The organism is Kurthia sp. 11kri321, assembly GCF_001534765.1.
GTDB classification, from domain to species: Bacteria; Bacillota; Bacilli; order Bacillales_A; family Planococcaceae; genus Kurthia; species Kurthia gibsonii.
In genome coordinates, this window is record NZ_CP013217.1 from 1,806,012 (window position 1) to 1,830,949 (window position 24,938).

General features: G+C 35.5%; 24 protein-coding genes. 5 read left to right on the forward strand and 19 right to left on the reverse strand.

Annotation, left to right across the window (positions count from 1 at the left end):
• Positions 1 to 20: 20 nt before the first annotated feature.
• The 6 genes from ASO14_RS09255 to ASO14_RS09280 all read right to left on the reverse strand — a co-directional run bounded on the left by ASO14_RS09255 (position 21) and on the right by ASO14_RS09280 (position 6,030).
• On the reverse strand, positions 21 to 1,013 hold the full coding sequence (locus ASO14_RS09255) for an ABC transporter ATP-binding protein (protein WP_068454139.1): 993 nt from the start codon (positions 1,011 to 1,013) through the stop codon (positions 21 to 23).
• Positions 1,006 to 2,010, reverse strand: coding sequence for an ABC transporter ATP-binding protein (locus ASO14_RS09260; RefSeq protein WP_068454142.1), 1,005 nt, complete (start codon positions 2,008 to 2,010; stop codon positions 1,006 to 1,008). The genes ASO14_RS09255 and ASO14_RS09260 overlap by 8 nt, the downstream gene beginning before the upstream one ends.
• Positions 2,011 to 2,302: 292 nt before the next feature.
• Positions 2,303 to 3,493 carry a DUF4272 domain-containing protein gene (locus ASO14_RS09265; RefSeq protein ID WP_068454144.1) on the reverse strand — a complete coding sequence of 397 codons (1,191 nt, stop codon included), beginning with the start codon at positions 3,491 to 3,493 and terminating at the stop codon, positions 2,303 to 2,305.
• A gap of 65 nt (positions 3,494 to 3,558) precedes the next feature.
• On the reverse strand, positions 3,559 to 4,143 hold the full coding sequence (locus ASO14_RS09270) for a hypothetical protein (protein ID WP_068454147.1): 585 nt from the start codon (positions 4,141 to 4,143) through the stop codon (positions 3,559 to 3,561).
• Positions 4,144 to 4,206: 63 nt separating this feature from the next.
• Positions 4,207 to 5,379, reverse strand: a complete 1,173-nt coding sequence (locus ASO14_RS09275) for a hypothetical protein (RefSeq protein WP_068454150.1) — start codon at positions 5,377 to 5,379, stop codon at positions 4,207 to 4,209.
• Positions 5,380 to 5,469: 90 nt separating this feature from the next.
• Positions 5,470 to 6,030 carry a GNAT family N-acetyltransferase gene (locus ASO14_RS09280; RefSeq protein ID WP_068454153.1) on the reverse strand — a complete coding sequence of 187 codons (561 nt, stop codon included), beginning with the start codon at positions 6,028 to 6,030 and terminating at the stop codon, positions 5,470 to 5,472.
• 355 nt (positions 6,031 to 6,385) lie between these two features.
• Here ASO14_RS09280 and ASO14_RS09285 point away from each other — a divergent pair, with 355 nt between their 5' ends.
• Both ASO14_RS09285 and ASO14_RS09290 read left to right on the forward strand, forming a co-directional pair.
• Positions 6,386 to 7,027 (forward strand): HAD family hydrolase, encoded by a 642-nt coding sequence (locus ASO14_RS09285; RefSeq protein WP_082701441.1) that lies wholly within the window; start codon positions 6,386 to 6,388, stop codon positions 7,025 to 7,027.
• 283 nt (positions 7,028 to 7,310) lie between these two features.
• Positions 7,311 to 7,592 (forward strand): hypothetical protein, encoded by a 282-nt coding sequence (locus ASO14_RS09290; protein WP_068454156.1) that lies wholly within the window; start codon positions 7,311 to 7,313, stop codon positions 7,590 to 7,592.
• 225 nt (positions 7,593 to 7,817) lie between these two features.
• Here ASO14_RS09290 and ASO14_RS09295 read toward each other — a convergent pair whose 3' ends face one another.
• The 4 genes from ASO14_RS09295 to ASO14_RS09310 all read right to left on the reverse strand — a co-directional run bounded on the left by ASO14_RS09295 (position 7,818) and on the right by ASO14_RS09310 (position 11,806).
• The gene (locus tag ASO14_RS09295) at positions 7,818 to 8,033 is read right to left on the reverse strand and encodes a hypothetical protein (RefSeq protein ID WP_131004899.1); all 216 of its coding nucleotides are present in this window, start codon (positions 8,031 to 8,033) and stop codon (positions 7,818 to 7,820) included.
• Positions 8,034 to 8,144: 111 nt separating this feature from the next.
• The gene (locus ASO14_RS09300) at positions 8,145 to 9,275 is read right to left on the reverse strand and encodes a conserved virulence factor C family protein (protein ID WP_068454162.1); all 1,131 of its coding nucleotides are present in this window, start codon (positions 9,273 to 9,275) and stop codon (positions 8,145 to 8,147) included.
• Between the two features lie 15 nt (positions 9,276 to 9,290).
• Positions 9,291 to 11,180 carry an ABC-F family ATP-binding cassette domain-containing protein gene (locus ASO14_RS09305; RefSeq protein ID WP_068454165.1) on the reverse strand — a complete coding sequence of 630 codons (1,890 nt, stop codon included), beginning with the start codon at positions 11,178 to 11,180 and terminating at the stop codon, positions 9,291 to 9,293.
• A complete protein-coding gene (locus ASO14_RS09310; protein ID WP_068454168.1) occupies positions 11,177 to 11,806 on the reverse strand; it encodes an HD domain-containing protein in 630 nt (209 codons plus the stop codon). The genes ASO14_RS09305 and ASO14_RS09310 overlap by 4 nt, the downstream gene beginning before the upstream one ends.
• Positions 11,807 to 11,994: 188 nt before the next feature.
• On the opposite strand from ASO14_RS09310, the gene ASO14_RS09315 reads away from it, so the two are divergent.
• On the forward strand, positions 11,995 to 13,296 hold the full coding sequence (locus ASO14_RS09315; protein WP_068454180.1) for an aminotransferase class I/II-fold pyridoxal phosphate-dependent enzyme: 1,302 nt from the start codon (positions 11,995 to 11,997) through the stop codon (positions 13,294 to 13,296).
• 54 nt (positions 13,297 to 13,350) lie between these two features.
• Here ASO14_RS09315 and ASO14_RS09320 read toward each other — a convergent pair whose 3' ends face one another.
• Positions 13,351 to 14,739, reverse strand: coding sequence for a right-handed parallel beta-helix repeat-containing protein (locus ASO14_RS09320; protein WP_068454183.1), 1,389 nt, complete (start codon positions 14,737 to 14,739; stop codon positions 13,351 to 13,353).
• Between the two features lie 131 nt (positions 14,740 to 14,870).
• On the opposite strand from ASO14_RS09320, the gene ASO14_RS09325 reads away from it, so the two are divergent.
• Complete coding sequence (locus ASO14_RS09325) at positions 14,871 to 16,256, forward strand: aminotransferase-like domain-containing protein (protein WP_068454186.1); 1,386 nt, start codon at positions 14,871 to 14,873, stop codon at positions 16,254 to 16,256.
• A 3-nt stretch (positions 16,257 to 16,259) separates the two neighbouring features.
• Here ASO14_RS09325 and ASO14_RS09330 read toward each other — a convergent pair whose 3' ends face one another.
• From ASO14_RS09330 to ASO14_RS09350, 6 genes are all read right to left on the reverse strand, one after another.
• Positions 16,260 to 17,138, reverse strand: coding sequence for a patatin-like phospholipase family protein (locus tag ASO14_RS09330; protein ID WP_068454190.1), 879 nt, complete (start codon positions 17,136 to 17,138; stop codon positions 16,260 to 16,262).
• A gap of 64 nt (positions 17,139 to 17,202) precedes the next feature.
• Positions 17,203 to 17,373, reverse strand: coding sequence for a P-loop NTPase family protein (locus ASO14_RS15040; protein ID WP_156422364.1), 171 nt, complete (start codon positions 17,371 to 17,373; stop codon positions 17,203 to 17,205).
• Positions 17,374 to 17,421: 48 nt separating this feature from the next.
• The gene (locus tag ASO14_RS09335; RefSeq protein WP_068454193.1) at positions 17,422 to 17,709 is read right to left on the reverse strand and encodes a P-loop NTPase family protein; all 288 of its coding nucleotides are present in this window, start codon (positions 17,707 to 17,709) and stop codon (positions 17,422 to 17,424) included.
• An 11-nt stretch (positions 17,710 to 17,720) separates the two neighbouring features.
• Positions 17,721 to 18,203 carry a GNAT family N-acetyltransferase gene (locus ASO14_RS09340; RefSeq protein ID WP_068454196.1) on the reverse strand — a complete coding sequence of 161 codons (483 nt, stop codon included), beginning with the start codon at positions 18,201 to 18,203 and terminating at the stop codon, positions 17,721 to 17,723.
• A 491-nt stretch (positions 18,204 to 18,694) separates the two neighbouring features.
• The gene (locus tag ASO14_RS09345; RefSeq protein ID WP_068454199.1) at positions 18,695 to 19,573 is read right to left on the reverse strand and encodes a helix-turn-helix domain-containing protein; all 879 of its coding nucleotides are present in this window, start codon (positions 19,571 to 19,573) and stop codon (positions 18,695 to 18,697) included.
• Positions 19,574 to 19,739: 166 nt separating this feature from the next.
• Positions 19,740 to 21,419: a formate--tetrahydrofolate ligase gene (locus ASO14_RS09350; protein WP_068454202.1), complete on the reverse strand. Its 1,680-nt coding sequence runs from the start codon at positions 21,417 to 21,419 to the stop codon at positions 19,740 to 19,742.
• Positions 21,420 to 21,652: 233 nt separating this feature from the next.
• On the opposite strand from ASO14_RS09350, the gene ASO14_RS09355 reads away from it, so the two are divergent.
• On the forward strand, positions 21,653 to 21,859 hold the full coding sequence (locus ASO14_RS09355; protein WP_068454205.1) for a cold-shock protein: 207 nt from the start codon (positions 21,653 to 21,655) through the stop codon (positions 21,857 to 21,859).
• A 114-nt stretch (positions 21,860 to 21,973) separates the two neighbouring features.
• Here the strand turns inward: ASO14_RS09355 and ASO14_RS09360 are convergent, their stop codons facing one another.
• Both ASO14_RS09360 and ASO14_RS09365 read right to left on the reverse strand, forming a co-directional pair.
• Entirely contained in the window at positions 21,974 to 23,317 is a 1,344-nt protein-coding gene (locus ASO14_RS09360) for a hemolysin family protein (protein ID WP_068454208.1), read from the reverse strand.
• Between the two features lie 191 nt (positions 23,318 to 23,508).
• The gene (locus ASO14_RS09365) at positions 23,509 to 24,870 is read right to left on the reverse strand and encodes an aspartate kinase (RefSeq protein ID WP_068454211.1); all 1,362 of its coding nucleotides are present in this window, start codon (positions 24,868 to 24,870) and stop codon (positions 23,509 to 23,511) included.
• Positions 24,871 to 24,938 lie beyond the last annotated feature (68 nt).

Genomic DNA, 24,938 nt, shown 5'->3' on the forward strand with positions numbered 1-24,938 from the left:
CAATTCCCTCCAAAACTTTTCTATTTATTATCATTGCTGAATGCCTCTGTATAGAGATGGCATGCAACAGAATGACCAGGTTCAACTTCGATTAATGATGGAACACGTTGGTCACAATGCTCCATTTTTAAAGGACACCGCGTATGGAACGCACATCCTGTTGGCGGATTCGCTGGGCTCGGTATATCGCCTGTTAAAAGTTGCGTTTCTCGCATAAAATCAGGATCAGGTACAGGTACTGCGGCTAGTAAAGCTTGTGTATATGGGTGTAATGGCTTTTCATATAGCGCTTCACTTTCAGAAATTTCAATCATTTTACCCAAGTACATGACACCTACTCGGTCACTTATGTGGCGAACGACGCCTAAATCATGGGCAATGAAGATATACGTTAGCTTTAATTCTTGTTGTAAATCTTTCATTAGATTTAATACTTGTGCCTGAATCGATACATCCAGTGCTGAAACAGGTTCATCTGCAATAATCAATTTCGGATTTGTCATTAAGGCGCGTGCAATCCCAATACGTTGGCGCTGTCCACCACTAAATTGGTGTGGATAACGACTTGCATGGTAGCTACTCAATCCAACAATTTCGAGCAATTTTGCGACCTTTTCTTTTCGCTCTTTGTCGTTACCAATGCCATGCACTTTAAGCGGTTCTTCCAAAATTTTCTGAATATTATGTCTAGGATTAAGCGACGCATACGGATCTTGAAAGACCATCTGAATGTCACGTCTTGCTTTTCGTAATTCTTCTTTTGACATTGTCGAAACATTTTTTCCTTCAAAATAAACTTCACCAGCAGTTGGCTCAATGAGGCGCATAATGGAGCGACCAGTTGTTGATTTTCCACACCCGGATTCTCCTACAATACCGAGTGTTTCACCTTCCATAATTTCAAAAGAAACATCATCGACTGCTTTTACATCTCCAACACGACGACCAATCACACCTGCTTTAATGGGAAAGTATTTTTTTAATCCTTTAACTTTTAATAATGGTTCAGTCATTCAGTGCAACCTCCTTTTCTTCTGCAAGGAAACATCTTGAAATATGATGATCATTCGTATGATAAATTTGTGGATTTTCATTTAAGCAACGCTCAAATGCATATTCACAACGTGCTGCAAAACGACAGCCTTTTTTAATCGAACCTGGCTTTGGTACATTTCCCGGTATCGAATACAATCGCTCTTTTTTATAGCGCATATCCGGAACAGATTGAATTAATCCTTTTGTATAAGGATGCTGCGGCGAATCAAAAATCTCTTTTACAGGACCTTCTTCAACAATTTGTCCCCCGTACATGACAATAACGCGCTCACATGTTTCTGCTACAACCCCTAAATCATGGGTGATGAGCATAACTGCTGTGTTTAGACGTTCATTTAAGTCGCGCATTAACGCGAGAATTTGCGCTTGAATCGTTACATCAAGTGCGGTTGTCGGTTCATCCGCAATCAAAATTTGCGGGTCACAAACTAACGCCATCGCAATCATGACACGTTGACGCATACCACCCGAAAGTTGATGTGGGTATTCTTTAATTAATTGTTCAGCACGTGGTAATCCAACTAATTTCATCATTTCGATGGCACGTGCAGTCGCTTGTTTTTTTGACCATCCCTTATTATGTAATAAAATGGCTTCATTTAATTGTTTACCGATTGTAAATAATGGGTTGAGAGATGTCATCGGTTCTTGGAAAATCATCGCGATATCATTTCCTCGTATCTTTCGCATCTCTTTTTCTTTTAATTTTGTTAAATCTCTACCACCAAACTGAATTTCACCATTTGTAATTTTGCCAGGTGGTGAAGGAATTAATCCCATAATCGAAAGAGATGTCACACTTTTTCCCGAGCCAGACTCTCCAACAATCCCAAGAATCTCTCTTTCTCTCAATGTAAATGAAATACCATCTACTGCTGGCACTGCACCATCATCTGTGAAAAAAGTCGTTTCTAAATTGTGGACTCTAAGCAATTCATTCGGTTCATTATTCATAGTAAGTAGCCCCCGATTTAATTTTCTGAAAATTCTTGTTTTTATTTTACAATACCTTTACAAAAAAAGCCAACTTTTTAAATATATTGTATAAAAAGCTTTTTATACAATATATATTTTATTTTATCTTCAATTCAACGCTTTAAATCGTGAAATTCATTATTTTGAAATAAAAGGAAAACTAATGAACCTTGATTACTTATACAATACAAGTCATCTATTTTGTTGATTTTCTTTTTAAACAAAATAAAAACAAGATCTATTTCGCTAACAAAATAGACCTTGTTTTATCTTAAGAATGAATCGTCACATCATCCCATTGTTCTTCATGCAATTGTGTCATCCAATTAAATGCACGCTGACGTTCTAGTACGACACCATCATCTAAATCAGCTGGTGATTCTTCACCTTGTAAACGCGCTTCTGTACATGCCCAGTGATATAAATAGTTTTCATCCATACGATTTAATACTTCTGTTACGTCACGTGCTTCGGCATCTTGTAATAACTCACCAATATTTGTGTAATTCATTAAAAGATTTAATGTGTGTTCTACATCGCAAATCTGTGTTGGCTCAGCTAATTCTTCAACTAGATGAATACTCCATAACATCACCCATACGGCTTCATATAACCACATTTTATTAATTAATTCTTGTTGTGTATAATCTTCTTGCGCTAAAAAAACTTCTTCTTCAGCTGTTAAATTCATCTTTACACCGTAGCGATTTAAAAAGACTTCTGCAATGCGTTTTGACGTTTTTAAATTCGTTTCTTCTTTTTCATCTAATAATTCACGAACAAATTGAATGAGAATTAACACGACTGCAGCACGTCTCGCAATTTCTTCTACTGAGCGCATGCGCACCTGTTTTGAGTCTGGTAATAGCGAGAGATTTTCCGTATAAGGAATGTGTCGTGCCTTCATTTTAGCAATCGAGGCTACACGTCTTCCCTGATTTTCAACTGTTTCTGTTACGTCAAATAATGACTTCAATTCACGTTTTGCTACTTGTACAGTGAAATCTTCAGCGATAATTTGCCCTTCACCATTTGCAATCTCTTGTCCGTCAATCGAAATAATATCGCCTGATGGTACATAGATGAAGCCATTCAACTGTTGAATGAATTGAAAATACGAAGGGAAAAATGCTTCTGCTTCATCTTCTTCAATCATGCAACCGAGCATCACATTCGTATGTTCGCCTTGAATAAGCAGCTTTTGTTTAATTGCTTCATCACCATGTATTTCTTGATGAATATATCCGATTAAACCTTGTGTAAATTGATTGGCATCTTCTTGTTGGCGAACTCGATGTGTAAATTGTCCAATTAATTTCTTTTTAAATAGACCTTTTTTAAAAATCTGGAGTGTTTCTTCCCCAAATTCTACTATATAACGATCTTGTTTTTGTTCCATTATTTTTTCAAAAATCGTTGTTGGACTTTCTAATGATGCATAGAGCGTGATGTTTACTGACAATTAGAACATCCTCCTTTATGATTCTTTTATATCCACCTTAGTATAGATGATTCCTTGTTCTGTTTCTATGCAAAAGATTTCAATTTTTGAACGGTTTTAGGCAATGCTGTCAAGCAACTGTAATCACCTGTACGAATAGCACATTCCATTGATAGCTGTGCAAAAGCAGTCGGAATTTCTTGTGGTAGATTAGCTACAAACTGCGTAATTTCACGTGTATATTCTTCCCACTTTTCTTGTTCAATATATTGAAATACGTTAGGTATTACATGTACAGTTACTTGCTGATTTTCTGGTTGCCATAATTGGTATCTAGCCATTGTTGGTTCAACTGTCGCAGGGTTTGTAAAGACGATTTGAATAGCGGGTAATGTGGCTAATTGTTCAAATAATAAAGCATCTAATGGAATGAGCGGTACTTTATATTCTTTTGGTAGGTGCGCAGCAAAATACGTACATGTAATAAAAATAGCCGTTGGTTTTTGATTTTCACATAAACTTTCTAGCTGTTCAAATATCCTTCTTTCTACTTGCAGACGTTCTGTACAAGCTAGTAAATTTTCAATCACGATATGTTGTAATGACTCTCCCGGTAATGCGGCGTCCATCCACTTCTGATTTGAATGATGTGCATGAATACAAATAAACAATTGCTTCAAACCCTTCTATATGAAAAATGAGAAATTGTCCTATTCTACAATTTCTCATTCTCACTATTTTATGATGGTTAAATCTGAAATCATCGCACCATTTTTCAAGTAGCGTTCGATATTTTTAATTTCTTGATGTTGCACGCGTTTTTTCTTTTTTAAATGATATTGATCATAATACGTGTTACCATTTTTCACATATACGATATGCAATTTACCTTCATAGAAAACAGCTTGCATATGATTTGCATCTTTTGCTTGATCTTTTAATTTTAGAACTTTTTCTATTTGTTTCGTTTGTAGATCATAGCGATAAACTTGTCCCATACCATTTAAATAATATAAACCACCTTTGTATGTGGTCGCACTATCATTAAAGCTAAGTGGTAGACTTGATGTTGTCTCTTTTTCTGAGCGATACTTCGCTAAGACAGTTGCTTTAACATCCTTTGTTTTGCGATTCACTTCATATACCATAATATCTTCATATGACTCTGAAACATAACGAGACATGACAAGATAATAAGCTTTTTTTGTAACAAGTATAGGTGCAATCGCATCTAAATCCATTGGACTTTTTAAATTTAAATCTGTAATCTTTTGTAGTTTTGCTTTTTCTTCGAGTGGTGTTTGTTGTAATTGAAAGGCACCTGAGATTAAATCTTGTGTCAGGACAATTACTTGGTCACCCTCTTCACCAGCTGCCGATACAAATTTGGGAATGATGAACTTTTTAAATTGACCATCTTCTCCTGCATAACGAACCGTCATTTTATAATCATGCTTTTCACTTAATCCGCTATTATATAAACTATAGTACTGTTCTGTTTTTGGTAAATAACCATTATGCATACCGCGATAATCTGGCTTTTCAAATGTTGTCTTTTTCGTAATATATTCGGTCAAAGTCATTTGATTCGATTCTTCTACCATCATACGATTATTTGCAAAAGTAATACCACCGTATTCAACTGGTTGAATTTCACGTTCTGTTATATCATTATTTTTGTCCAGAAATAAAACATATCCCTTTGTCTTATCCTCTTCTAATGATTTTGCTTCATTTGAAATATAAAATCCTAATTTTTGCTCTTTTAAAAATTGTTGCCCTTCATATTCTTTTTCGTTTGCTTCTTTGCCAATTGTTGGATTCATAAGCTTGAGCATTATAAAAACAGCCACTGATAGAAATAGAATACTTCCTACAATAATGGCTGCAATTTTTTTCATCTTCATAAAATCCTCCCTGTTCATTGCAACGCTCTCTCCATTTTATAATAGGAATTACATTGAAGTAAAGGGAATCTGAAAAGTGTGACATTCCAACTAGATTGCCACACGCTGATAGTACCAGTTTAAAAAATCTGTTCGTTCAACTGCATTAAGAATACAATATGCTTGTTCGCGACGTTCTAATCGCAGTAACTCTTCTGGATATATACGCTCTACATTACAACGCATATAAGGTAGCTTACGTTGTGCTTTACGTGATCGGAAATTCTCAACACGCGCACCTGCAAATACTGTACGTAAATGACGTTCCATAAAAGCATGATAAAACATCTTCTCTTTTGCTAAGCGATTGTACTCTTTTCCCCAGTATGGTTCACCAATCCAAGTACTCATATGACTTGTTTGCATCTCTTCATTTATATTGTGTAATGTAATGACACCAATCAACTCAAAATCCTCATTCATAATCATACGTGCAACATGATTTCCCATCATTTCTTCTAACTGCATTTCACGAATGAAGTCCATCATTGACGCAACAGATGTTTCGTTTTCTGTTAAGCCGAGTGGTTCTCTTACTGCTGGTTCGCTAATTAGTTGTGACATTCTTTCTGCATAGAAAATGTCTAATTTTTGTAAGTATACTTTTTGCATCTTAATCCCTCCAAATCGTAAAATATGTGCTTGCTGATGATTTGGCGGTATGTGAATTTACAAAAGATGCACGAATGGTATGTTTATGTATTTTTCTATACAAAATTTTTTCAATCGTTCTTTTGTAAAACACTACATCGTTTTAATTGAATCTATCTTTTCGAATGACATACTCCATACACTCCTCAAAACTTGCGTGGAATTGTATGGTAAAATACTGTCTTCTAAATCTCTGTTCATCTGCAAGCTCCTTTTTTCTTTGATATATCTATTATACGTAATTGTCACAAAATGTTCAAACTTTATGCTCATATACTTTGTTAACATGGAAAAAATAGGAATGGAGATGTTAGAAATGAAAAATTATATTTTCGATTTTGATGGAACATTAGCTGACTCAGAACAATGTAGTATTATAGCCACACAACAAGCTTTTCAAAATCACAAGTATAAGGTGCCTACTGCAGAACAAATTACATATTATATGGGTGTACCGATTGAAAAGTCTTTCCCACTCATGATTGATGAAATAGTTGATTCCACTGCTTTAGACGAATTATTAGCAACATTTAGGAGTATCTATCAACAGATTGAACAAGATACATTACGTATTTTCCCGAAGATTGAAGAGGTACTGCAAATATTACAAGAGCAAAAGAAACACTGTTTTGTTTTATCGAGTAAGAAAACTGCTGTTTTAAAGCGCAACTTAGAAATTTTAAAAATCCATACTTTTTTTGAAGACGCAATTGGTTCTGACCGCGTAACGCACTACAAGCCAGACCCCGCTGGTATTTTTCAAATTCAAAAAGAGCATACAATTCAATTGGAGAATACGGTTATGATTGGTGACGCTATTTTTGATTTACAAATGGGGAAGGCTGCTGGGGTTCATACGTGCGCTGTTACATGGGGTAGCCATTCAAAAGAAGCTTTATTACAAGAACACCCCGATTGGTGTATAGATGAACCGACTGAACTAATCACACGCTTCTAGTCACGTCCTAAAAATCTTGTTGTATCCTTATCTTGTTTGTACTTTTGTTTGTATATAAATCACTTTCATTGTTAAGTCATCTACAACAGAGTCTTTTTTATATTCTGAACGCAAATACTTTACTAAAGATGACATCTATTTTAGACAAACACCTTCGAATGATAACCTTATTTGGAACTATACCCTTTTCCCAATAAAATAACATTATTTACTCGATATGTTTTGAATATGTTAAAAGTAGGAATACTACATACTAATCACGTATTGAAATGAGGGAAAAGACATGATGAAAGATGTAAATACGATTCTCTTCTATTACTTAGTCGGTGCAACTATTATTGTTGTTGGTTATTTCGCTCCATTTTCAAATGCAATCATCCCCTACGCCCTTTATACACTTGGTGGACTTTATATCGCTTATGGATTATTTAGCGGTATTTTACTTTTAATGCGCACAAAAAGAAAATCTGCTTTCACGATTTATCGTGAAGCTACTGAAAAACAAAATACAATTAAACCACAAGTAAAACATGCAATTGTTACTTCTTCCTTAAAACGTTCTTAATAAACTAAAAAAATATAGTCTAGGACAAAACATTTCACTTTCTTTTTTAGCGTTCGCAACGAAAAACTGGAACCGCACAACAACGCGATTCCAGTTTTTCTTATGCTCATGTGGGATAGTATTTTTACACGTATGTCCCAATTTTTTTGATGTACATATGAACTATATAACTTATTCACACACGCTATTGTCGTTTTTAACAAACTTCATTGTTTCAAATTACTGTTACACTTCAGAATAGGCTAAAACTTTTGGTTGAGTTAAATTAGCATTTTCCGTTAAATACGCTTGAATTTCTTGTTGCACTGTAGTTGAAATATAAGTTTGGCAATTGCAACGAGTCGCTGGAATATAATGAATAGTTACAAGAGACTGTTGTAGTTGATATTGTTGTGTAATAAGCACCGCTTCTTTATTCGCCTGACATTTTCCACAAATCACGTTAATCACCTCTATCATGACTATTATCGTCATTTTTAATACATATTTAAACACTATACCCCAAAAATAAAAGTCGAACACAGTAAATTTTTAGTGTGTTCGACCTTCTAATTAATCTTTCGATTGTTTACGCATTTCCGTCATCTGTCTCCACATGGAACCTTTAGCAGATTCTCCCTGTGAAATACGCTCGATTGCCATTTTCACTTGTAAACTTACTTCGAATTCTGAATCATCTTGTGCTGCTTCTAATGCAGGTAATGCTTTTTCCGTCCCACTTTCATAAAGGAACATAGCTGCACGCCAACGTACTAATTTATTTTTATCCGATAATGATTCAATCATTGCAGGCTCGAATTCTACCAAGCTTAAATCGCTCATACAATCTCCCGCAGTTCGACGAACCGAGGCACTTTTATCTTGTAATGCACGTTCTAAGTAGGGTACAACCGCTACATCTTCAATCATGCCAAGATACACTGTCGCAAGTCGGCGAATGGACATCTTTTCATCTTCTAATGCTTTCGCCAACATCGGTAGATCTTCTACTGTTGGGTCAGGAATTTGATCGAGTAATTTAAAACGCACTTCCCAATCTTCATGTGCTAAATCGGCAACTGTAATGCGTTTTTTATCTAATTGAACTTGTTCACGCTGTTCAGTTGCTGCCTGTACAAGTTCTTGCAAGCGCTCTGCTGGATAAGTCGCTTCAATTTCCGCAACAATACTTTGACCGATTTCATCAAGTTGACCATAGCGAACACCATAATCAACCCATTTACGTTGTAAAATAAAGTCATCGTCATCCGAAGTACCAAGAACTTCTTGGAACGCATTCACATAGCGCTGATCAAGTGCAAAGCGCTGTTCCTCAGTTGAATCAAATACTTTCACTTGAAGTGGAATGCCTTTGAACATTTGAATGTGTACATACGCTTCCCCGTAATGATCTTGTTCTTTCCCCTGTTGCGCTGCTTCTCCTGCTTCTTCACCAAATACTTGACGAACCGATGCCAAAATCGTTACCCAATCATATTTAGCATTTCGTTCAACTGCTAAAAAGTCTGCAACATGGTATACACCTTTTACACCTTCAATCGCTAAAATTTGTTGGATTTCTGTTGGTGCATCTTCAGCAGCATCTGGTCGGTAATTATGAGCCGTACCAAATGGTAGTTCTTGATCTAAAATCACCTTCATCGTATTTGGACTCGGTGTTGGTTCGATTGATTTAATTTGCATACGATTTCCTCCTTGTTACGCTTTCCCTTCTACAATAGCACTTAGATAATCAAAACGTTCAATCAAATGCTCATATTGTGCATTCAATTCGTCTAATTCATTCGTTAATTGCTGTAGACGCGTAAAGTCTGAACCTGCTGTTGCGATTCCTTCTTCTCGTTCCATAATCGCCAGCTCAATTTTTTCAATATCTGCTTCAATCGTTTCCCATTCTTTTTGTTCTTTGAAAGATAGTTTCTTTTTCTCTGTACGAACTTTTTCGACTTTTGGCTTTTCGACTTTGACTTCTTTTTCAAGCTTTTGTTGTTCCTCTTGTTTTGCTAAAAAGTCTGTATAAATGTCGAGACTTTCCTCAACATGTCCCTCACCATCTAAAACCCACAACTTTTTCGCAATACGATCTAAGAAGAAACGGTCATGGGAAATCGTCACGATGACACCTGCAAAATGTTCGATAAAGTCTTCAAGTACAGACAATGTATCAATATCTAAATCATTTGTCGGTTCATCTAGTAAAAGAACGTTCGGTTGCTCCATCAATAATTTTAATAGATATAAACGCTTACGCTCACCGCCTGAAAGTTTACCAATCTGTGTACCATGTGTATGCAGTGGGAATAAGAAGCGTTCTAACATTTGTGCTGCTGAATGGTGTTCACCTGCTACATCCACAATATCATTCGCTGATTCACGTACATATTCAATCATACGTTCATTCGTATTCATCTGTGGTAAGTGCTGTGTAAAATGTGCGATTTTTACCGTTGAACCGACTTCAATCTGACCTGCATCTGGTTGTAAAACACCAGCTAATAAATTAAGTAATGTTGACTTCCCAGCACCGTTCGGTCCAATAATGCCGATACGGTCACCTTGTTGTAATAAGAAGGAGAAGTTTTCTAAAATAACACGTTCGTCGAATGCTTTCGAAACGCCTTCACCTTCGATAACTTTTTTACCTAGTCGTGAAGTAGCTAGTCCCATCTCAAGTGATGTTTGGCTATTATCTTTTTGAAGGGAATCTGATAATTCTTCAAAACGTTGAATACGTGCTTTTTGTTTTGTAGAACGTGCTTTTGCACCACGTCGAATCCATTTTAACTCCGAACGGTAACGGTTTTGTTGTTTCGCATCAGTTGCTTGTTGCATCTCTTGGCGCATCGCTTTTGCTTCTAAGAAATCACCATAGTTCCCACTATGCTTATATAAAGTTTGATCGGCAATTTCATAGATATGCGTGGATACAGCGTCTAGGAAGTAACGATCATGGGTAATCACAATAACAGAGCCTTTCAGACGTTTGACCATATCGGTTAACCATTCTGTCGACTCGACATCTAAATGGTTCGTTGGCTCATCGAGTAAATACAGGTCGGCTGGTTCAATTAACGTGCGAGCTAGCGCTACACGCTTTTGCTGACCACCTGAAAGAGAAGCTACTTCTGCATCAAATTGGCCAATGCCTAATTTAGTTAAAGCTGTTTTAGCGAGTGCATTGACGTCCCAAGCATCTATCTGATTCATCTGTTGCTGTAATTGGAACATCTGCTGTTGTAGACTTTCAGAAGTTGGATCTGCTGATAAAGCACGCACCACTTCCTCATACTGACGATTCAATGTAATACTTGGTGAATCTCCTTCAAATACTGCATCAAGTACGGTTAGCCCTTTTTCAAACTGAGGGTCCTGTGGTAAATAGGCCACACGGTATTTATTCGGATGGTCTAAATGGATAGAATCGGCATCTTGAATACCTGCTAAAATCGCAAGAAGTGTTGACTTCCCTGTACCATTAATCCCGATTAATCCAGCGCGCTCCCCTTCCACAATCGTAAATTCAATATTTTTAAAGAGTGTTTTTTCACCGACTGTTTTCGTTAAATTGGAAACGATTAAATGACTCATAACTTCCCATCTCTTTCTAACTGTAATTGGTGAATGAACTGCTCCATAAATTCATGGCGTGCTTGCGCTAGTTCCTTCCCTTTATTTGTTTTCATTAAATCTTTTAATAAGAATAATTTTTCATAAAAGTGTGTAACGCTGGCTGTTGATTTCGAGCGATATGTTTCTTCAGACATATTCATGCGCACTTCTTCTGCATCATCATAGAGTGCGCGTCCTTTTGCACCACCAAATGCGAATGTACGCGCAATTCCTACTGCGCCTAATGCATCTAAACGGTCTGCATCTTGGACAATTTTTGCTTCAATTGTTTTCGTCGGTTGCTCATTCCCACCACGGAACGATACAGAAGCAATGACATCTTGGATATGTAGACGTTCTTCTTCTGTTACTTGTAGCGCATCTAAAATGACACGTTCATTTTCTTTATCTGTTGTATATTTTGGGTCACTTACATCATGTAGTAATACCGCTAATTCAACAATATCACGATTTGCAGTTGGTTCTTCTGCTAAAATGGCACGCGCATTCATTTGTACGCGCTGGATATGTTGAAAATCATGACTTGCGTCAAATTGATTGTAAATTTTTTCGACTAATTGTTCACACTGTTCAATACGATTCATCTGTATTCCTCCTTGACCTCTATCTATTATAACGATAAATACACAATATAGAAAAGAATCATTGTATTCTCTATTTCCAAAACTCTCATAATCTACTAGAATGAAGTTAGAGATTTCATTCATTGTTATTTTTTTCTCTAACAGGAGTTCAATTCTCCTTCAAAATATGATAAAAAGAGGCGAAAAACATGCACAAATTAGCAACTGAATTAAACCAGATCATTCAAAACGAAAATCCACATGTATTTGAGATGTTATCGGATCTTGGTAAACAGATGTACTTCCCAACTGAAGGGATTTTAAGTCAATCAGCTGAGGCAAAAAATAAAGCGTTCAAATTTAACGCAACCATTGGTACAGCGATTGAAAAAGGTAAACCGATGCATCTGAAAGTTATTCAAGATAAGCTTTCTGCATACAATCCGTCTGATTTATATCCGTATGCACCACCTGCTGGTAAACCAGAACTTCGTAAAGAATGGCGTAAAAAGATGTTAGTTGATAACCCTGCTCTTGAAGGTCAAACATTCAGTAACCCAATCGTTACGAATGCCTTAACGCATGGCTTAAGTATTACAGCTGACTTATTTGCTGACAAAGGCGATACATTAATCATTCCAGATCAAAACTGGGAAAACTACGATATGGTCTTCAATATTCGTCGTGGTACAACAATCACAACATATCCACTATACGATGAGAACGGTCTTTTCAATGCGGACGGCTTACGTGAAGCGATTCTTGCACAAAAAGGTCATGGTAAAGCAATCGTACTATTAAACTTCCCGAACAACCCAACAGGTTATACGCCAAATGCACAAGAAGGTGCTTCAATCGTTCAAGCGATTCTTGATGGTGCAAATGCAGGAGTAAATGTTGTAGCGATTACAGATGATGCTTACTTCTCACTATTCTTTGAAGATTCTTTAACGGAGTCACTATTCGGTGCGTTATCAAATATTCATGAGCGCGTTCTTGCTGTAAAAGTAGACGGTGCAACAAAAGAAGAATATGTATGGGGATTCCGCGTTGGTTTCATTACATTCGGTAATAAATCAGAAGCGTTATTAAAAGCACTTGAAGAAAAAGCCATTGGCATCATTCGTGCGACAATTTCTTCAGGTCCACACCCATCTCAAACATTCTTACTCGATGCACTAAAGAGTCCTGAATTCGTGACTCAACGACAAGAAAAATTCGACATTATGAAAAATCGTGCGAACAAAGTAAAAGAAGTGCTTGATTCATCTAAATTTGAAGATGCATGGGATTACTATCCATTCAACTCTGGTTACTTCATGTGCTTAAAATTAAAAACAACAAACGCTGAACAAGTACGACAAGTTGCACTTGAAAAATACGGTGTTGGTACAATCTCATTAAGTGATACAGATCTTCGCGTTGCCTTCTCTTGTATCGAAGAAGAAGATATCGAAGAGATGTTCCACTTAATTTACGACGCTGTAAAAGACGTTGAAAAACAAGGTTAATTAAAAACGAGAGCTTTAGCATTACCCTATGCCAAAGCTCTCGTTTACTTTTGTTTACTGAATCCATTTTTCAGCTTTTGAACCTTTTACTAATCGAAAATCCTGCTTTTTCACATTACGATATTGCACTTTCGTATAAAGTGAATCCTGACTTTTCGTTGCTTTTTGGAAATCTAAAAATCGATCATACTCTTTTGTTTTCCACATCCATAATCCATTCTTTTGATCCGTTTGGTCATAAATATTTCGTTTCAATAGATTTTTCTTATTTGTCTTCGCATCATTCACAATGAATAAGCGTGAACGACTTGGCGTCATAACATTTCGTTCGATTCGATTGTTTTCTACATAATGTTGTAGCAACAACTGACCACCATATAAGTTTTTCGTATCGTTTTGATAAAGCGTATTCAAACGAATTATCGAATATTTCGTACCGCCCCTTTTTACATCATATCCACCAACCGAAATACCTGTATAACGATTATAATATATCGTGTTATGCTCAATCGTAATATTTTCTGCATATTTTCCGCGATGTTCTGATGTCGCCTCAATACCTAAATCATTCTGATAAACACGGTTGTTTGCAATACGTACATTTTTTGCACCATCTATATAAATACCACCTGCCGCATAATTTTTACCGTAGGCTGGATTTCCATAAGATGAAATATCTGAGACTGTATTGGCTGTAATCGTACCATTTCGAACATAATCGTATTTTTTATTCGTCGCTACACCTTCATATCCAATAACATCAATTCCAATATTATCGTTTCGACGTACTATATTTTTCGAGATATCAAAACCATCAATATTCCCGTTCAAAACAACTGCTTCACTTGCACCTAATTTTAGATTTTCAACTATATTTTGCTGGATTCGAATATCTTTCATCGCACCTGTACCATACACAGCAATCCCATGTGCATTGCCGTTTTTAGCATTCGTTTGAATATGGTGTATGTGATTTTGTTGTAGACGAATTGCTCTACTTGAACCTGTCACATAAATCCCCATTGGTGTTTCATTCGTTTTTTTCGTTGTAACATTTTGAAGGGTTAATCCTTTAACTGTAATATATTGTTTGCTTTTAATATGAATTAAAGCTTTTTCACCGTTCACAGACTTTACATTTTCTCCACTAATCACTACTTTTTCGTGTGGAGCTGCTTGGAAGCGAATTGGCTTTTGTTTCGTGCCACTATGTTGAATAATGAGTGGTTCTTTATACGTTCCTTTTCGAATGATAATCGTCATTCCTGCTGTCGCTTTTGTAGCTGCTTTTTTTAATGTTTTCAAAGGCTTCTCTTTCGTACCACTCCATGTATCTTGTCCATTCGTTGCTACGTAAATCGTTTTGACCTCTTTTGCCTCACATGCAATGGATACAAAAGAAGTTGCCATCAAAAAACAGAATAACACTATTATTTTTTTCATCTATTGCCACCTACTTTCAATTCACCTCTAGTATAACGAACTTATAAAAAAACGTAACGAACATTCATTGTTTTCATGTGAAATGGGTATAGAGTAGAAGATAATGGATTCAAGCAAAAAGGGGGGATTACGTGAATGTTTTTAAATTTCCAATTAATAATTTTTCACCAATTGATGAACAAATCTACATCCACTTAAAAAATATTATTCGAAACAAAGAATTTGAAGACATAAAAATTTTCCCAACACCACGAGATCTAGCTATTCAAATTAAACAATCTTATTCCGATGTAATGAGCGCCTATCGACAATTAGAAGTTGAAGGTTATCTAAAAAAACAGGACGATATATTTATAGTACCTCATTTTGAACGTGTAGATAAAGAGCATAGTAGTGGGTATAAAAGTGATTATGTCATTGATGAAGAAGTAGCCATTTTTGATTTTTCTCCTACCACTGTTGATAAACAGTACTTTCCTTTAAGTCGTTGGCAAGAATGTTTACTTGAATCCTCAAATCTATCTTCTTTATTTCAATTTAGTCATCATGATGGTGAATATCTTTTAAGAGAAGCTATATGTACACATTTAAAAAAGAATCGAAATATCGAGGCATCTCCAGCGAATATTTTTATTAGTAGTAATGTGCCTGCTCTTTTGCTACAACTTGGAACATTTTTAAAAAAAGGTGGATATTACAACTCTTTTAAAATTGAAAATCCAGGAAATTACGAAGCTTTTTCCATCTTTAAAGAATTAGATTATCATCTCTCTACATGTCCCGTATCGTTAGAAGATGGTCATGATGTGAATAGTTTAAAAGATGAGCGCACTCTTTTTTATGTCACACTCTCTTACCAACAACCTCTAGGATATAATTTACCTATTGAAAAAAGAGCAAAACTACATCAGTGGGCTAAAAAAAATGATTGTTTATTTATTGAGGATGATCGTGAAACTGCCTTTCGGTATGATGTTCGCAATGTTTATCCAATGGCTTCTGTCGATAGTACACATGTTATTTACATTAACTCATTCGCTTACTCTTTTTTACCATCAGCTAAAGTTGCTTATATGGTTCTTCCTAACAAACTCATTGAGAAATATACACAGTTCACAAAACATCTCACTCAAAACTCCTCCCCTATTCTCCAAACAGCTATAGGGCATTTTATTAATAAAGGATACTTTTTAGAACATGTAGAATATATGAAACAAATCTATAATCAAAAGATGCAAGTGCTCACTGCAAAAATTCAAACTACTTTTCCAGAAAGAGCGCGTATTTTTGGTGAAGAAGCTGGTCAATCCTTACTTTTACAACTTAATAATGGCATGTCTGAAGAAGAATTAATTCAAAGTGCTTTAGAAATTGGCGTAAAAGTATACCCTATTTCACCCTACTACTTAGAAGGACAAACCCCCAAAACTCCGACTCTTATTTTAGGTTTTGGACAATTAACACGTAACGAAATGACCGACGCTATTAATCGTTTATATATAAAATGGTACACCTAATGACTAGTCAAAAGGTGTACCATTTTGTATTAAGAAATGTTCTAGTGCGATTGCGCGCTTTGCTGCTAATTCATAGCCCATTTGATAACTATCTTTAATTGTTGAAATATTCTTTTCAAAACTATTCAATGGATACGGGGGTCGGAATATGAAAGCTTTTCCTTCTTCCTCTAATTGTTCGCATAACTCTAAATCTGCATTATAATGATTGACACGTTGTTCCATCGCATCCACTAACTTAGGATATTTTTTTCGTAAAAATTGCATCGCCCATTTAGTTTTTCGATCTAATGTTTTCCGATAACCTTTTGGTCGTGTGAGTATAATCACATGTCTCTCATAGCCATCCGCAATCGCTTGGTGAATGGGAATAGGTTCAGAAAGCCCACCATCGAAATAAGGTACATCATTAATCTTAATTTCAGGAAAGATAAAGGGAATCGCACACGTTGCACGTAACATCGTACACTCACGATCCATATCAAGTGCATTCATATACTTTACTTCACCTGTATAAGCATTTGTTACACCAAATTTAATCGTGCCATTAAAATCATAAAATGTATCCCAATCAAATAAATCTAGTTGATTCGGTAAAATATTATAGGCAAAATCTAAACCAAATAAACTTTTCTCCTTAAAAAAATTACGAACACCCATATATCGTTTATCATGGCGATAATTCGTAAAAATACGTAATGTTCTTTCTTTTTGTTTTGAAACATACGAAGCTGCATTAATCGCACCTGCTGAAATTCCTAAAATATAAGGCATCTGAATATTTTGGTCGATTAAATAATCTAAAATACCGCCTGTATAAATCGTACGAAATGTACCACCTTCTAAAAGTAAACTAACATCTGTTGGGCGTATCTCGTTCATTCGTCACACTTCCTTTTTCAATCCGTATGATTAGTATACACCTAAAAAGCAAAAGATAACCTTTTTATGTCAAATTTTTCAGCCAAGCCTTTGCACTTTTACGACTTTTGAAGATGATCGTATCCACTGAACTTTCGCGTAACTGTTGTAAAATATGTGGTCGTATTTTCTCTTGATACGTCCATACAAACTGTAAAAATTCCATATCAATTTTTTCGGGACATCCTACTGCCATGTCTACACGCGTTCGGCCAAAGTGTTTGAACCAACGTGTCGTAACTCCTTATAAACCTTGTATTCTTGGAACATCTAAACAAATTACTAAGTCTGCATATTGCATGCGAAGCGGCAATGTCGAATCAAAATTCCCATCAATAATCCAACTTGACTGCTGTAAATGAGATTGTAAGTCTTTTAAAAATAGTGCTTTCCCTCTTTTTTCCCAACCTTTTTTCCAATACAATTGATCTAAATGAACAAGTGGAAGCTGAGTGACTTTGTGTAATTCTCTACTAAAATAAGACTTGCCTGAACCACTACAACCGATAATCAAAATTCGCTGATGCCGCATACATACCTCCATTAATTTATACACCACTTCAATCTTTTCGTTCGAAGTAAAATACCTTCCACCTGTTCGAGTACAGTGGCCTCACATCGAAAGCTATTAGCTTGTAAAAAAGAAATAGCACCTACTTGAGAAGCTTCTACATGAACCGTCATGCTTTCGATTCCATGTAACTCTTCTTTAGCAATTTGTAATAATTGTGTGCCCAACCTTCGTCTTTGATATTCTTTTTCAACATACATCGCAAGTAGTTCACTATTCCCTTGTTTATTCACATATGAAAAATGAGCAAATCCTGTTATTTGCCCATTCACTTCCAACACAAAGAATAATGAATTTTTCATTCGTTGTTTAATTCTTGTAGGCTGATACACCAGCTGTAAAAAATCTTGCTGCATCGCTACTGGTATAACATGTTGATTTACAATTTGATTGTTTTTTTGTGCGATTTGACAAACCATGTCAATATCTGTTTCCACCATCTTTCGAATTTGCATGAAATACCCCCATGTGATTTTTAAATATTTATATGGTTCATAGAATACTAAAAATCATTTTATATTGCTACAATAAGAATATTAATTAACTGAATATTAACTTATTTAACTATTTTTTCTACTTAACTACTTTATTAGTATGAACAAAATACAGGAAATAATAAAGCTAAAGACAACAAATGAATATTAAGATGCTAATAAACTCGAAAAATATTAGCATCTTAATATTCGCACATTTTTTTCTTTTTATTCGCTATACTATTAAAAAATAGCAAGGGAGGAATTACATATGAAAAATGTAAAACGTACAATTGTTTCTGTACTTTTCTTAGCAGCAGTGTTCACATTAACAGCAGACTTCTCAGTGATGCCACTTGATTTACCATACGACTTCTAAACTTAATGTTCTCCATACATGCCGATTAAAAATAAATAGGACATTATCAAAAAACGTCATCAACCTCTCACCTGATGACGTTTTTTAATCTGTATTAATAACACCATTTTCCTTTTAAATCTTTTAGAATGGATAATAAATAATCTTTTCCCAACAATTCAAAAAAGAGCTGCGCTTTATGATACTGTTTGGAAATCTCTACATCTTCATAGCCTAATTTTTCGTAACATTGTCCTAAATAATAATAAAAATTCCCCATATATACCATACGATCTTCTTTAATTGCTTCTTCGATGCCTAACTTAGCTTCACTCATCGCTTCATCATATTTTTCCATATCGTATAATGTTTTCATTCTATTATAAATAACTTTTAATTTGAAAGCATGAAAATCAAATGTCGCTTTTGTTTGTATAATATCTAAATCCATTTTTTTAAAATAAAAAATCGATTTCGTATAATCTTTTTTCTCTGCATATAATACTGCAAGTGAATTTTGAATACGCGTTGATAAATAATTTTTATTTAACTCTTGTTTTGGTGCTTCTCTTTCCAATTCTGTAATATACATAATTGCTTCTTCTACAGAAATTCTTTTTGTAAAATAACTACTCAAATGGAATAACCATCTAAAATAATAACGATACCAACCATTTTGAGATACTGCATTTGATTCATTTTCCGCAATTTGATAAATTTCTTCAAAAGCTCTCTCTCTTAGTAAAACCTCTACTTTTTCAAGTAATTCCATCTCAATAGCCGTGTTTTCTAAGTATACTGCTTCTACAAAATATGTAATCGGTACATTTAAACGTAATGAAAGCGCAATTAAAATATCGATACCTGGAAGCATCTTTCCTTTTTCAATCAAACTGATTGTCCCTTGTGAGCAAATACCTTTGCATAAATCTTGTTGTGTGATGTGTCTTAGCTTTCGCATTTCGACTACTTTTTGTCCTAATATTTCCCCCATCTATATAACCTCTTTTCTTCTAATATACGCCCTTACTATTCTATCTTAATATATTTTAAGTCATTCCCCTATAAAAAAGGAATTTAATGGTGTAGAAATAGCTATAAACAAAAAAATGCACCACAGTTGCTAAATATCACTAGCAATAGTAGTGCAGTTTACTTAATTAAAATAATCCTACAGGGCGACCCTGTTCATCAATATCCATACGAAGGGCTGCTGGTTCTTTTGGTAGTCCAGGCATCGTCATAACATCACCTGTTAAACATACTAAGAATTTCGCACCTAACTTCGGAATAATCTCACGAATTGTCACGGTAAAGTCTGTTGGACGACCTAATAAATTAGGTTGATCTGTTAAAGAATATTGTGTTTTTGCCATACAAATCCCTAATTGATCCCAACCATATTTTTCAATTTCTTTCATTTGTTTTTTCGCTTGATCTGTAAATTGAACGCCTTTACCACCATATACACGTTGAACAATTGTCGTTACTTTTTGTTCAATCGAATCTTTTACATCATATAATGGGCTGAACTGGTTTGGACGGTTTAATACTTCTAATACTTTTTTCGCAAGCTCTAAACCACCTGCACCGCCCTGTTCCCATACATTCGTTAAGGCTACTTCGACTCCTTGTGCCTCACACCATGCAATGACTGTTTGAAGTTCTGCTTCTGTATCGGTAATAAAACGATTGAGTGCCACAACAGGCTCAATTCCGAATTCGCGCACTGTTTGAATATGCTTTTCAAGGTTTTGAATACCTATTGTTAAGGCTCCTACATTCTCTTGTTGAAGTGATTTTTTATCCATACCACCATGCATTTTTAATGCACGAACCGTTGCGACAATAACAACCGCATCTGGATGAAGGTCACCTTGTACAGATTTAATATCCATGAATTTTTCGGCACCCAAGTCCGCACCAAAACCTGCTTCTGTCACAACAATATCAGCTAATTTACGCGCTGTATGTGTCGCTTGAATCGAATTACAACCATGTGCAATGTTTGCGAATGGACCACCATGAATAATCGCTGGTGTACCTTCAATCGTTTGTACAAGGTTCGGCTTGAATGCATCTTTTAATAATAGTGTTAACGCGCCTTCCACTGCTAAATCTTTGACGAAGACTGGTTCTTTATCATATGTGTAACCAATCACAATTTCAGATAGACGTTTTTTCAAATCTTGATAGTCTTTTGCTAAACAGAAAATGGCCATAATCTCAGAAGCGACCGTAATATCAAAACCATCCTCACGTGGAACACCTTGTGCTGGCCCGCCTAAACCAATCATGACATGACGCAACGAACGGTCATTCATATCAAGAACACGTTTCCAAATAATACGACGTGGATCAATGTTTAATTCATTTCCTCGGTGGATATGATTATCAATAAAAGCTGCTAGTGCATTATTTGCTGTTGTGATTGCGTGTAAATCACCTGTAAAATGCAAGTTAATATCGTCCATCGGTAATACTTGTGCATAGCCACCACCTGTAGCACCGCCCTTAACACCCATAACAGGTCCTAAAGATGGTTCACGTAATGCAACCATTACGCGCTCATTCAATTGGTTTAGAGCGTCAGAGAGACCTACTGTTACAGTTGATTTCCCTTCTCCTGCTGCTGTTGGATTAATCGCTGTAACAAGTACGACCTTTGCATCAGCTGTTAAATGATTCAACTGTGTTGTATCAATCTTCGCTTTGTACTTCCCGTATAGCTCAAGTGCATCTTCTGGAATACCTGCTTTTTCAGCAATTGCTGTAATATGTTGCATTGGTGATTCAAGTGCAATTTCTAAATCGGTTTTCGGCTTCGTTGTATGTGACATGATTCCGTCTCCTATCTATCAGATGATTATCTTTACATTACTACAAAATGAAATACTCTTTCAATTCTAAAAAGTACTTTTTTTAAAAACATTTGAAGTTTTTTACAAAATATGTGACTTTTAGTTCAGAATATCTGAATAATTGACATTTTTTTAAAATTCATGCTATAGTTTATTCACCTGTAAAGACAAATTGCTTCATTTATAGGTAGATGATACTTGGAGGGATTCTCATGCATAGAGGCAAAGTTAAGTGGTTTGATACGGTAAAAGGATATGGTTTTATCGAATCGGAAAATGGCGATGATGTCTTTGTTCATTTTACAGGGATTGTCGGAGACGGATTTAAAAATTTAGAAGACAATCAGCTCGTTGAATTTGAAATTGTAGAAGGCAACCGAGGACCACAAGCCTCACATGTGGTTGTAATTCACCCATAAATAGATGATGCATCATGTAAATAAAAATCCACGCTCTGTATATGATACGAGTTTGGATTTTTATTTTTGGTTATAAAAAAGAGAAGCAGGATTGCCCTACTTCTCTCATTCTCATTATTCTATTTCTTTTTCATCCATAGAAGTTTCTTCTTTCGGTTCTTCTTTTAAAATATCTAAACGAACGATTTGATGATTATTAATTTCTGTTGCTGTAAACACACAATTCTCATAGCGTACTTGTGAACCAACTTCAATATCATCATTATTCGCCATGAACCAACCACCGATTGTATCAACATCTTCATCTTCCATGTCTAAATCAAGCAATTGATTCACTTCATCTAATAAAAGTTTCCCGCTAACATTGTAGTGTCCTTCGCCTAATTTATGATGCTCCGGTAATTCATCCGCATCAAATTCATCACGAATTTCGCCAACAATTTCTTCTATAATATCTTCAATTGTGACGAGGCCAGAAGTGCCCCCATATTCATCTAATAAGATGGCCATATGAATTCTTTCCATCTGAAACTTAATAAGTAGCTTACTAATTGGGAATGTTTCAATGACTTGAATAACAGGTTGTACAAATTTACTTACTTCTTCGTCACGAACAGATTCGTCTCTCACCATCTCAGTTAAAATCTGTTTCATGTTTACTACACCAATAATATGGTCTTTATCGCCATCATACACTGGATAACGTGTATATTGTTCAATATTCATACGCTCAAAAATTTCATGGATTTTCGTTGATTTTTCAAAGCTACTTAGCTCTGTACGCGGAACCATGACTTCTTTTGCGATTCGATCATCAAACTCAAAGATACGATTCATGTAGTGATACTCTGAAGTATTGATTTCGCCACCCTTTAAACTATCTGACATAATCATACGTAGCTCTTCTTCGCTATGCACTTCTTCATTTTCTGACATCATTTTTAATCCAAATAAACGTGCAAGTAATCTTGCTGAACCATTTAATAATCGAATTGGTAAATACATGATTTTATAGAACAGAATTAACGGTCCTGAAAAACGTAATGTTACCATTTCTGCTTTTTGAATAGCGAGTGTTTTCGGTGCTAATTCACCGACAACAACGTGTAAAAATGTCACAACAGAGAATGCAATCACGAAAGAAACAACAGTAATAGCTTTTCCTTCAAGTCCTACTAATTCAAATAGTGGATGTAACAATGTTGCCACTGTTGACTCCCCTACCCAACCAAGTCCAAGCGCTGTAATTGTAATCCCAAGCTGACACGCAGACAGATACTCATCTAAATGAGTAATAACTGTTTTCGCGCGCACCGCTTTTTGATTTCCTTCACTTATTAACTGATCAATTCGTGTTGTACGCACTTTTACAATCGCAAACTCTGTTGCTACAAAGAATGCGGTAAATGCGATTAATAAAATAAATAACACAAGTTTTATGGCTATCTCGACGTCCAAATATGTCCTTTACAATACGGTTCGTACTTTCGGGTATTGTAAAGAATTCACCTCCCAAATTTAATATACTTTAAATTTATACGATTTTTACTCCAAAAAGCAATTTATAAGTATGAATTTTATAAATTTTACATTCATTTTTTTAAATCCTTTTATGGAATTAATCACTAATTGCGAATATGTGGATTCTTTCAAGCAGTTACAGCTGTGAAAAATTCATTGTATAACTCTTTTAAAATCACATCTTCATATTGACGTAATACACCAAATGATAATGATACTTCTGAAGAACCCTGGTTAATCATTTCGATATTCGCTCCTGTACGTGCAATTGCTGTTGCTGCACTAGCAGCTAAACCTGTTTTATACTTCATACCTTCACCTACAACCACAATCATTGAGAAGCCATGACGGAAATTCACATCATCTGCATGTAATTCATTCGTAACACGATCTAAAATACGCGCTTCTTTTTCATCGTCTAATTGATAGCTGCGAATAATAACCGAGATATCATCTAAACCAGATGGTGTATGTTCGTATGAAATATCTTCTTCTTCTAAAATTTGTAGTAATTTACGTCCGAAACCAATTTCACGGTTCATTAAATATTTTGATACATATAAAATCGAGAAGCCTGAATCAGCTGAAATACCCGTAACAGGCCGTTTACTTTCTTCACGCTTTGCTACAATACGTGTCCCAGGAGCACTTGGATTATTTGTATTTTTAATATTTACAGGAATCCCTTGTTTTACGACAGGCATCAATGCTTCGTCATGGAATACAGAGAAACCTGCATACGATAATTCACGCATTTCGCGATACGTAATTTCTGTAATTTCCGCTGGATTGTTGACTACTTTCGGATTCGCACTGAATACACAATCTACATCTGTAAAGTTCTCGTATAAATCAGCGCCAACTGCTGCCGCAAGAATCGCACCTGTAATATCCGAGCCTCCACGATCGAATGTGCGTAATAAACCTGACTTTGTATAACCGAAGAAACCAGGGAATAGAATAATTTCATCACTATCTTTTAATGAAGCTAATTGTTCATAAGCTTCTGCAATTGCCATTGTACGTTCTGGCACATCATTCACTACTAGCCCTTCTTTTGGACTTACATAGCGTGTTGGGATGCCAATGCTGTTAAAATAAGCAGCGACCATTTTGGCATTATTATCTTCTCCACTTGCTTTTAAGGAGTCCATTAACATTTCATCTGTTAAATGTATAGCTTGTTCACAGCGTGCTTTTAAATCTAACTCAATAATGTCACAAATTTCGTGATCCAAACCTAAACCAATCGCATTATCTTCATAACGTGATACAACTGCTGCAATTTTTTCTTCATAAGGCTTTTTAGCGATGACCGTATGCGCTAAATCGATTAATAAGTCGGTTACTTTAATATCTTCCGATGTACGTTTACCTGGTGCAGAAACGACCACAATACGACGTGTTGGATCTGCTTGAATAATATTTGCTACTTTTTTGATTTGTTCTGCACTTGCTACAGATGTGCCGCCAAATTTACATACTTTCATCTTTATCCATCCCAATCTATTTTAGTTGTTTTGTACTTACAAGAAAAACAAATGTTTCTTCACAGTGT

Bases quoted from the DNA above. Each gene is read 5' to 3' on its own strand.
- ASO14_RS09255 (WP_068454139.1), bottom strand. From the start codon at position 1,013: ATGACTGAACCATTATTAAAAGTTAAAGGATTAAAAAAATACTTTCCC.
- ASO14_RS09260 (WP_068454142.1), bottom strand. From the start codon at position 2,010: ATGAATAATGAACCGAATGAATTGCTTAGAGTCCACAATTTAGAAACG.
- ASO14_RS09275 (WP_068454150.1), bottom strand. From the start codon at position 5,379: ATGAAGATGAAAAAAATTGCAGCCATTATTGTAGGAAGTATTCTATTT.
- ASO14_RS09280 (WP_068454153.1), bottom strand. From the start codon at position 6,030: ATGCAAAAAGTATACTTACAAAAATTAGACATTTTCTATGCAGAAAGA.
- ASO14_RS09285 (WP_082701441.1), top strand. From the start codon at position 6,386: ATGAAAAATTATATTTTCGATTTTGATGGAACATTAGCTGACTCAGAA.
- ASO14_RS09290 (WP_068454156.1), top strand. From the start codon at position 7,311: ATGATGAAAGATGTAAATACGATTCTCTTCTATTACTTAGTCGGTGCA.
- ASO14_RS09300 (WP_068454162.1), bottom strand. From the start codon at position 9,275: ATGCAAATTAAATCAATCGAACCAACACCGAGTCCAAATACGATGAAG.
- ASO14_RS09305 (WP_068454165.1), bottom strand. From the start codon at position 11,180: ATGAGTCATTTAATCGTTTCCAATTTAACGAAAACAGTCGGTGAAAAA.
- ASO14_RS09310 (WP_068454168.1), bottom strand. From the start codon at position 11,806: ATGAATCGTATTGAACAGTGTGAACAATTAGTCGAAAAAATTTACAAT.
- ASO14_RS09315 (WP_068454180.1), top strand. From the start codon at position 11,995: ATGCACAAATTAGCAACTGAATTAAACCAGATCATTCAAAACGAAAAT.
- ASO14_RS09320 (WP_068454183.1), bottom strand. From the start codon at position 14,739: ATGAAAAAAATAATAGTGTTATTCTGTTTTTTGATGGCAACTTCTTTT.
- ASO14_RS09330 (WP_068454190.1), bottom strand. From the start codon at position 17,138: ATGAACGAGATACGCCCAACAGATGTTAGTTTACTTTTAGAAGGTGGT.
- ASO14_RS15040 (WP_156422364.1), bottom strand. From the start codon at position 17,373: ATGGCAGTAGGATGTCCCGAAAAAATTGATATGGAATTTTTACAGTTT.
- ASO14_RS09335 (WP_068454193.1), bottom strand. From the start codon at position 17,709: ATGCGGCATCAGCGAATTTTGATTATCGGTTGTAGTGGTTCAGGCAAG.
- ASO14_RS09340 (WP_068454196.1), bottom strand. From the start codon at position 18,203: ATGCAAATTCGAAAGATGGTGGAAACAGATATTGACATGGTTTGTCAA.
- ASO14_RS09345 (WP_068454199.1), bottom strand. From the start codon at position 19,573: ATGGGGGAAATATTAGGACAAAAAGTAGTCGAAATGCGAAAGCTAAGA.
- ASO14_RS09350 (WP_068454202.1), bottom strand. From the start codon at position 21,419: ATGTCACATACAACGAAGCCGAAAACCGATTTAGAAATTGCACTTGAA.
- ASO14_RS09355 (WP_068454205.1), top strand. From the start codon at position 21,653: ATGCATAGAGGCAAAGTTAAGTGGTTTGATACGGTAAAAGGATATGGT.
- ASO14_RS09365 (WP_068454211.1), bottom strand. From the start codon at position 24,870: ATGAAAGTATGTAAATTTGGCGGCACATCTGTAGCAAGTGCAGAACAA.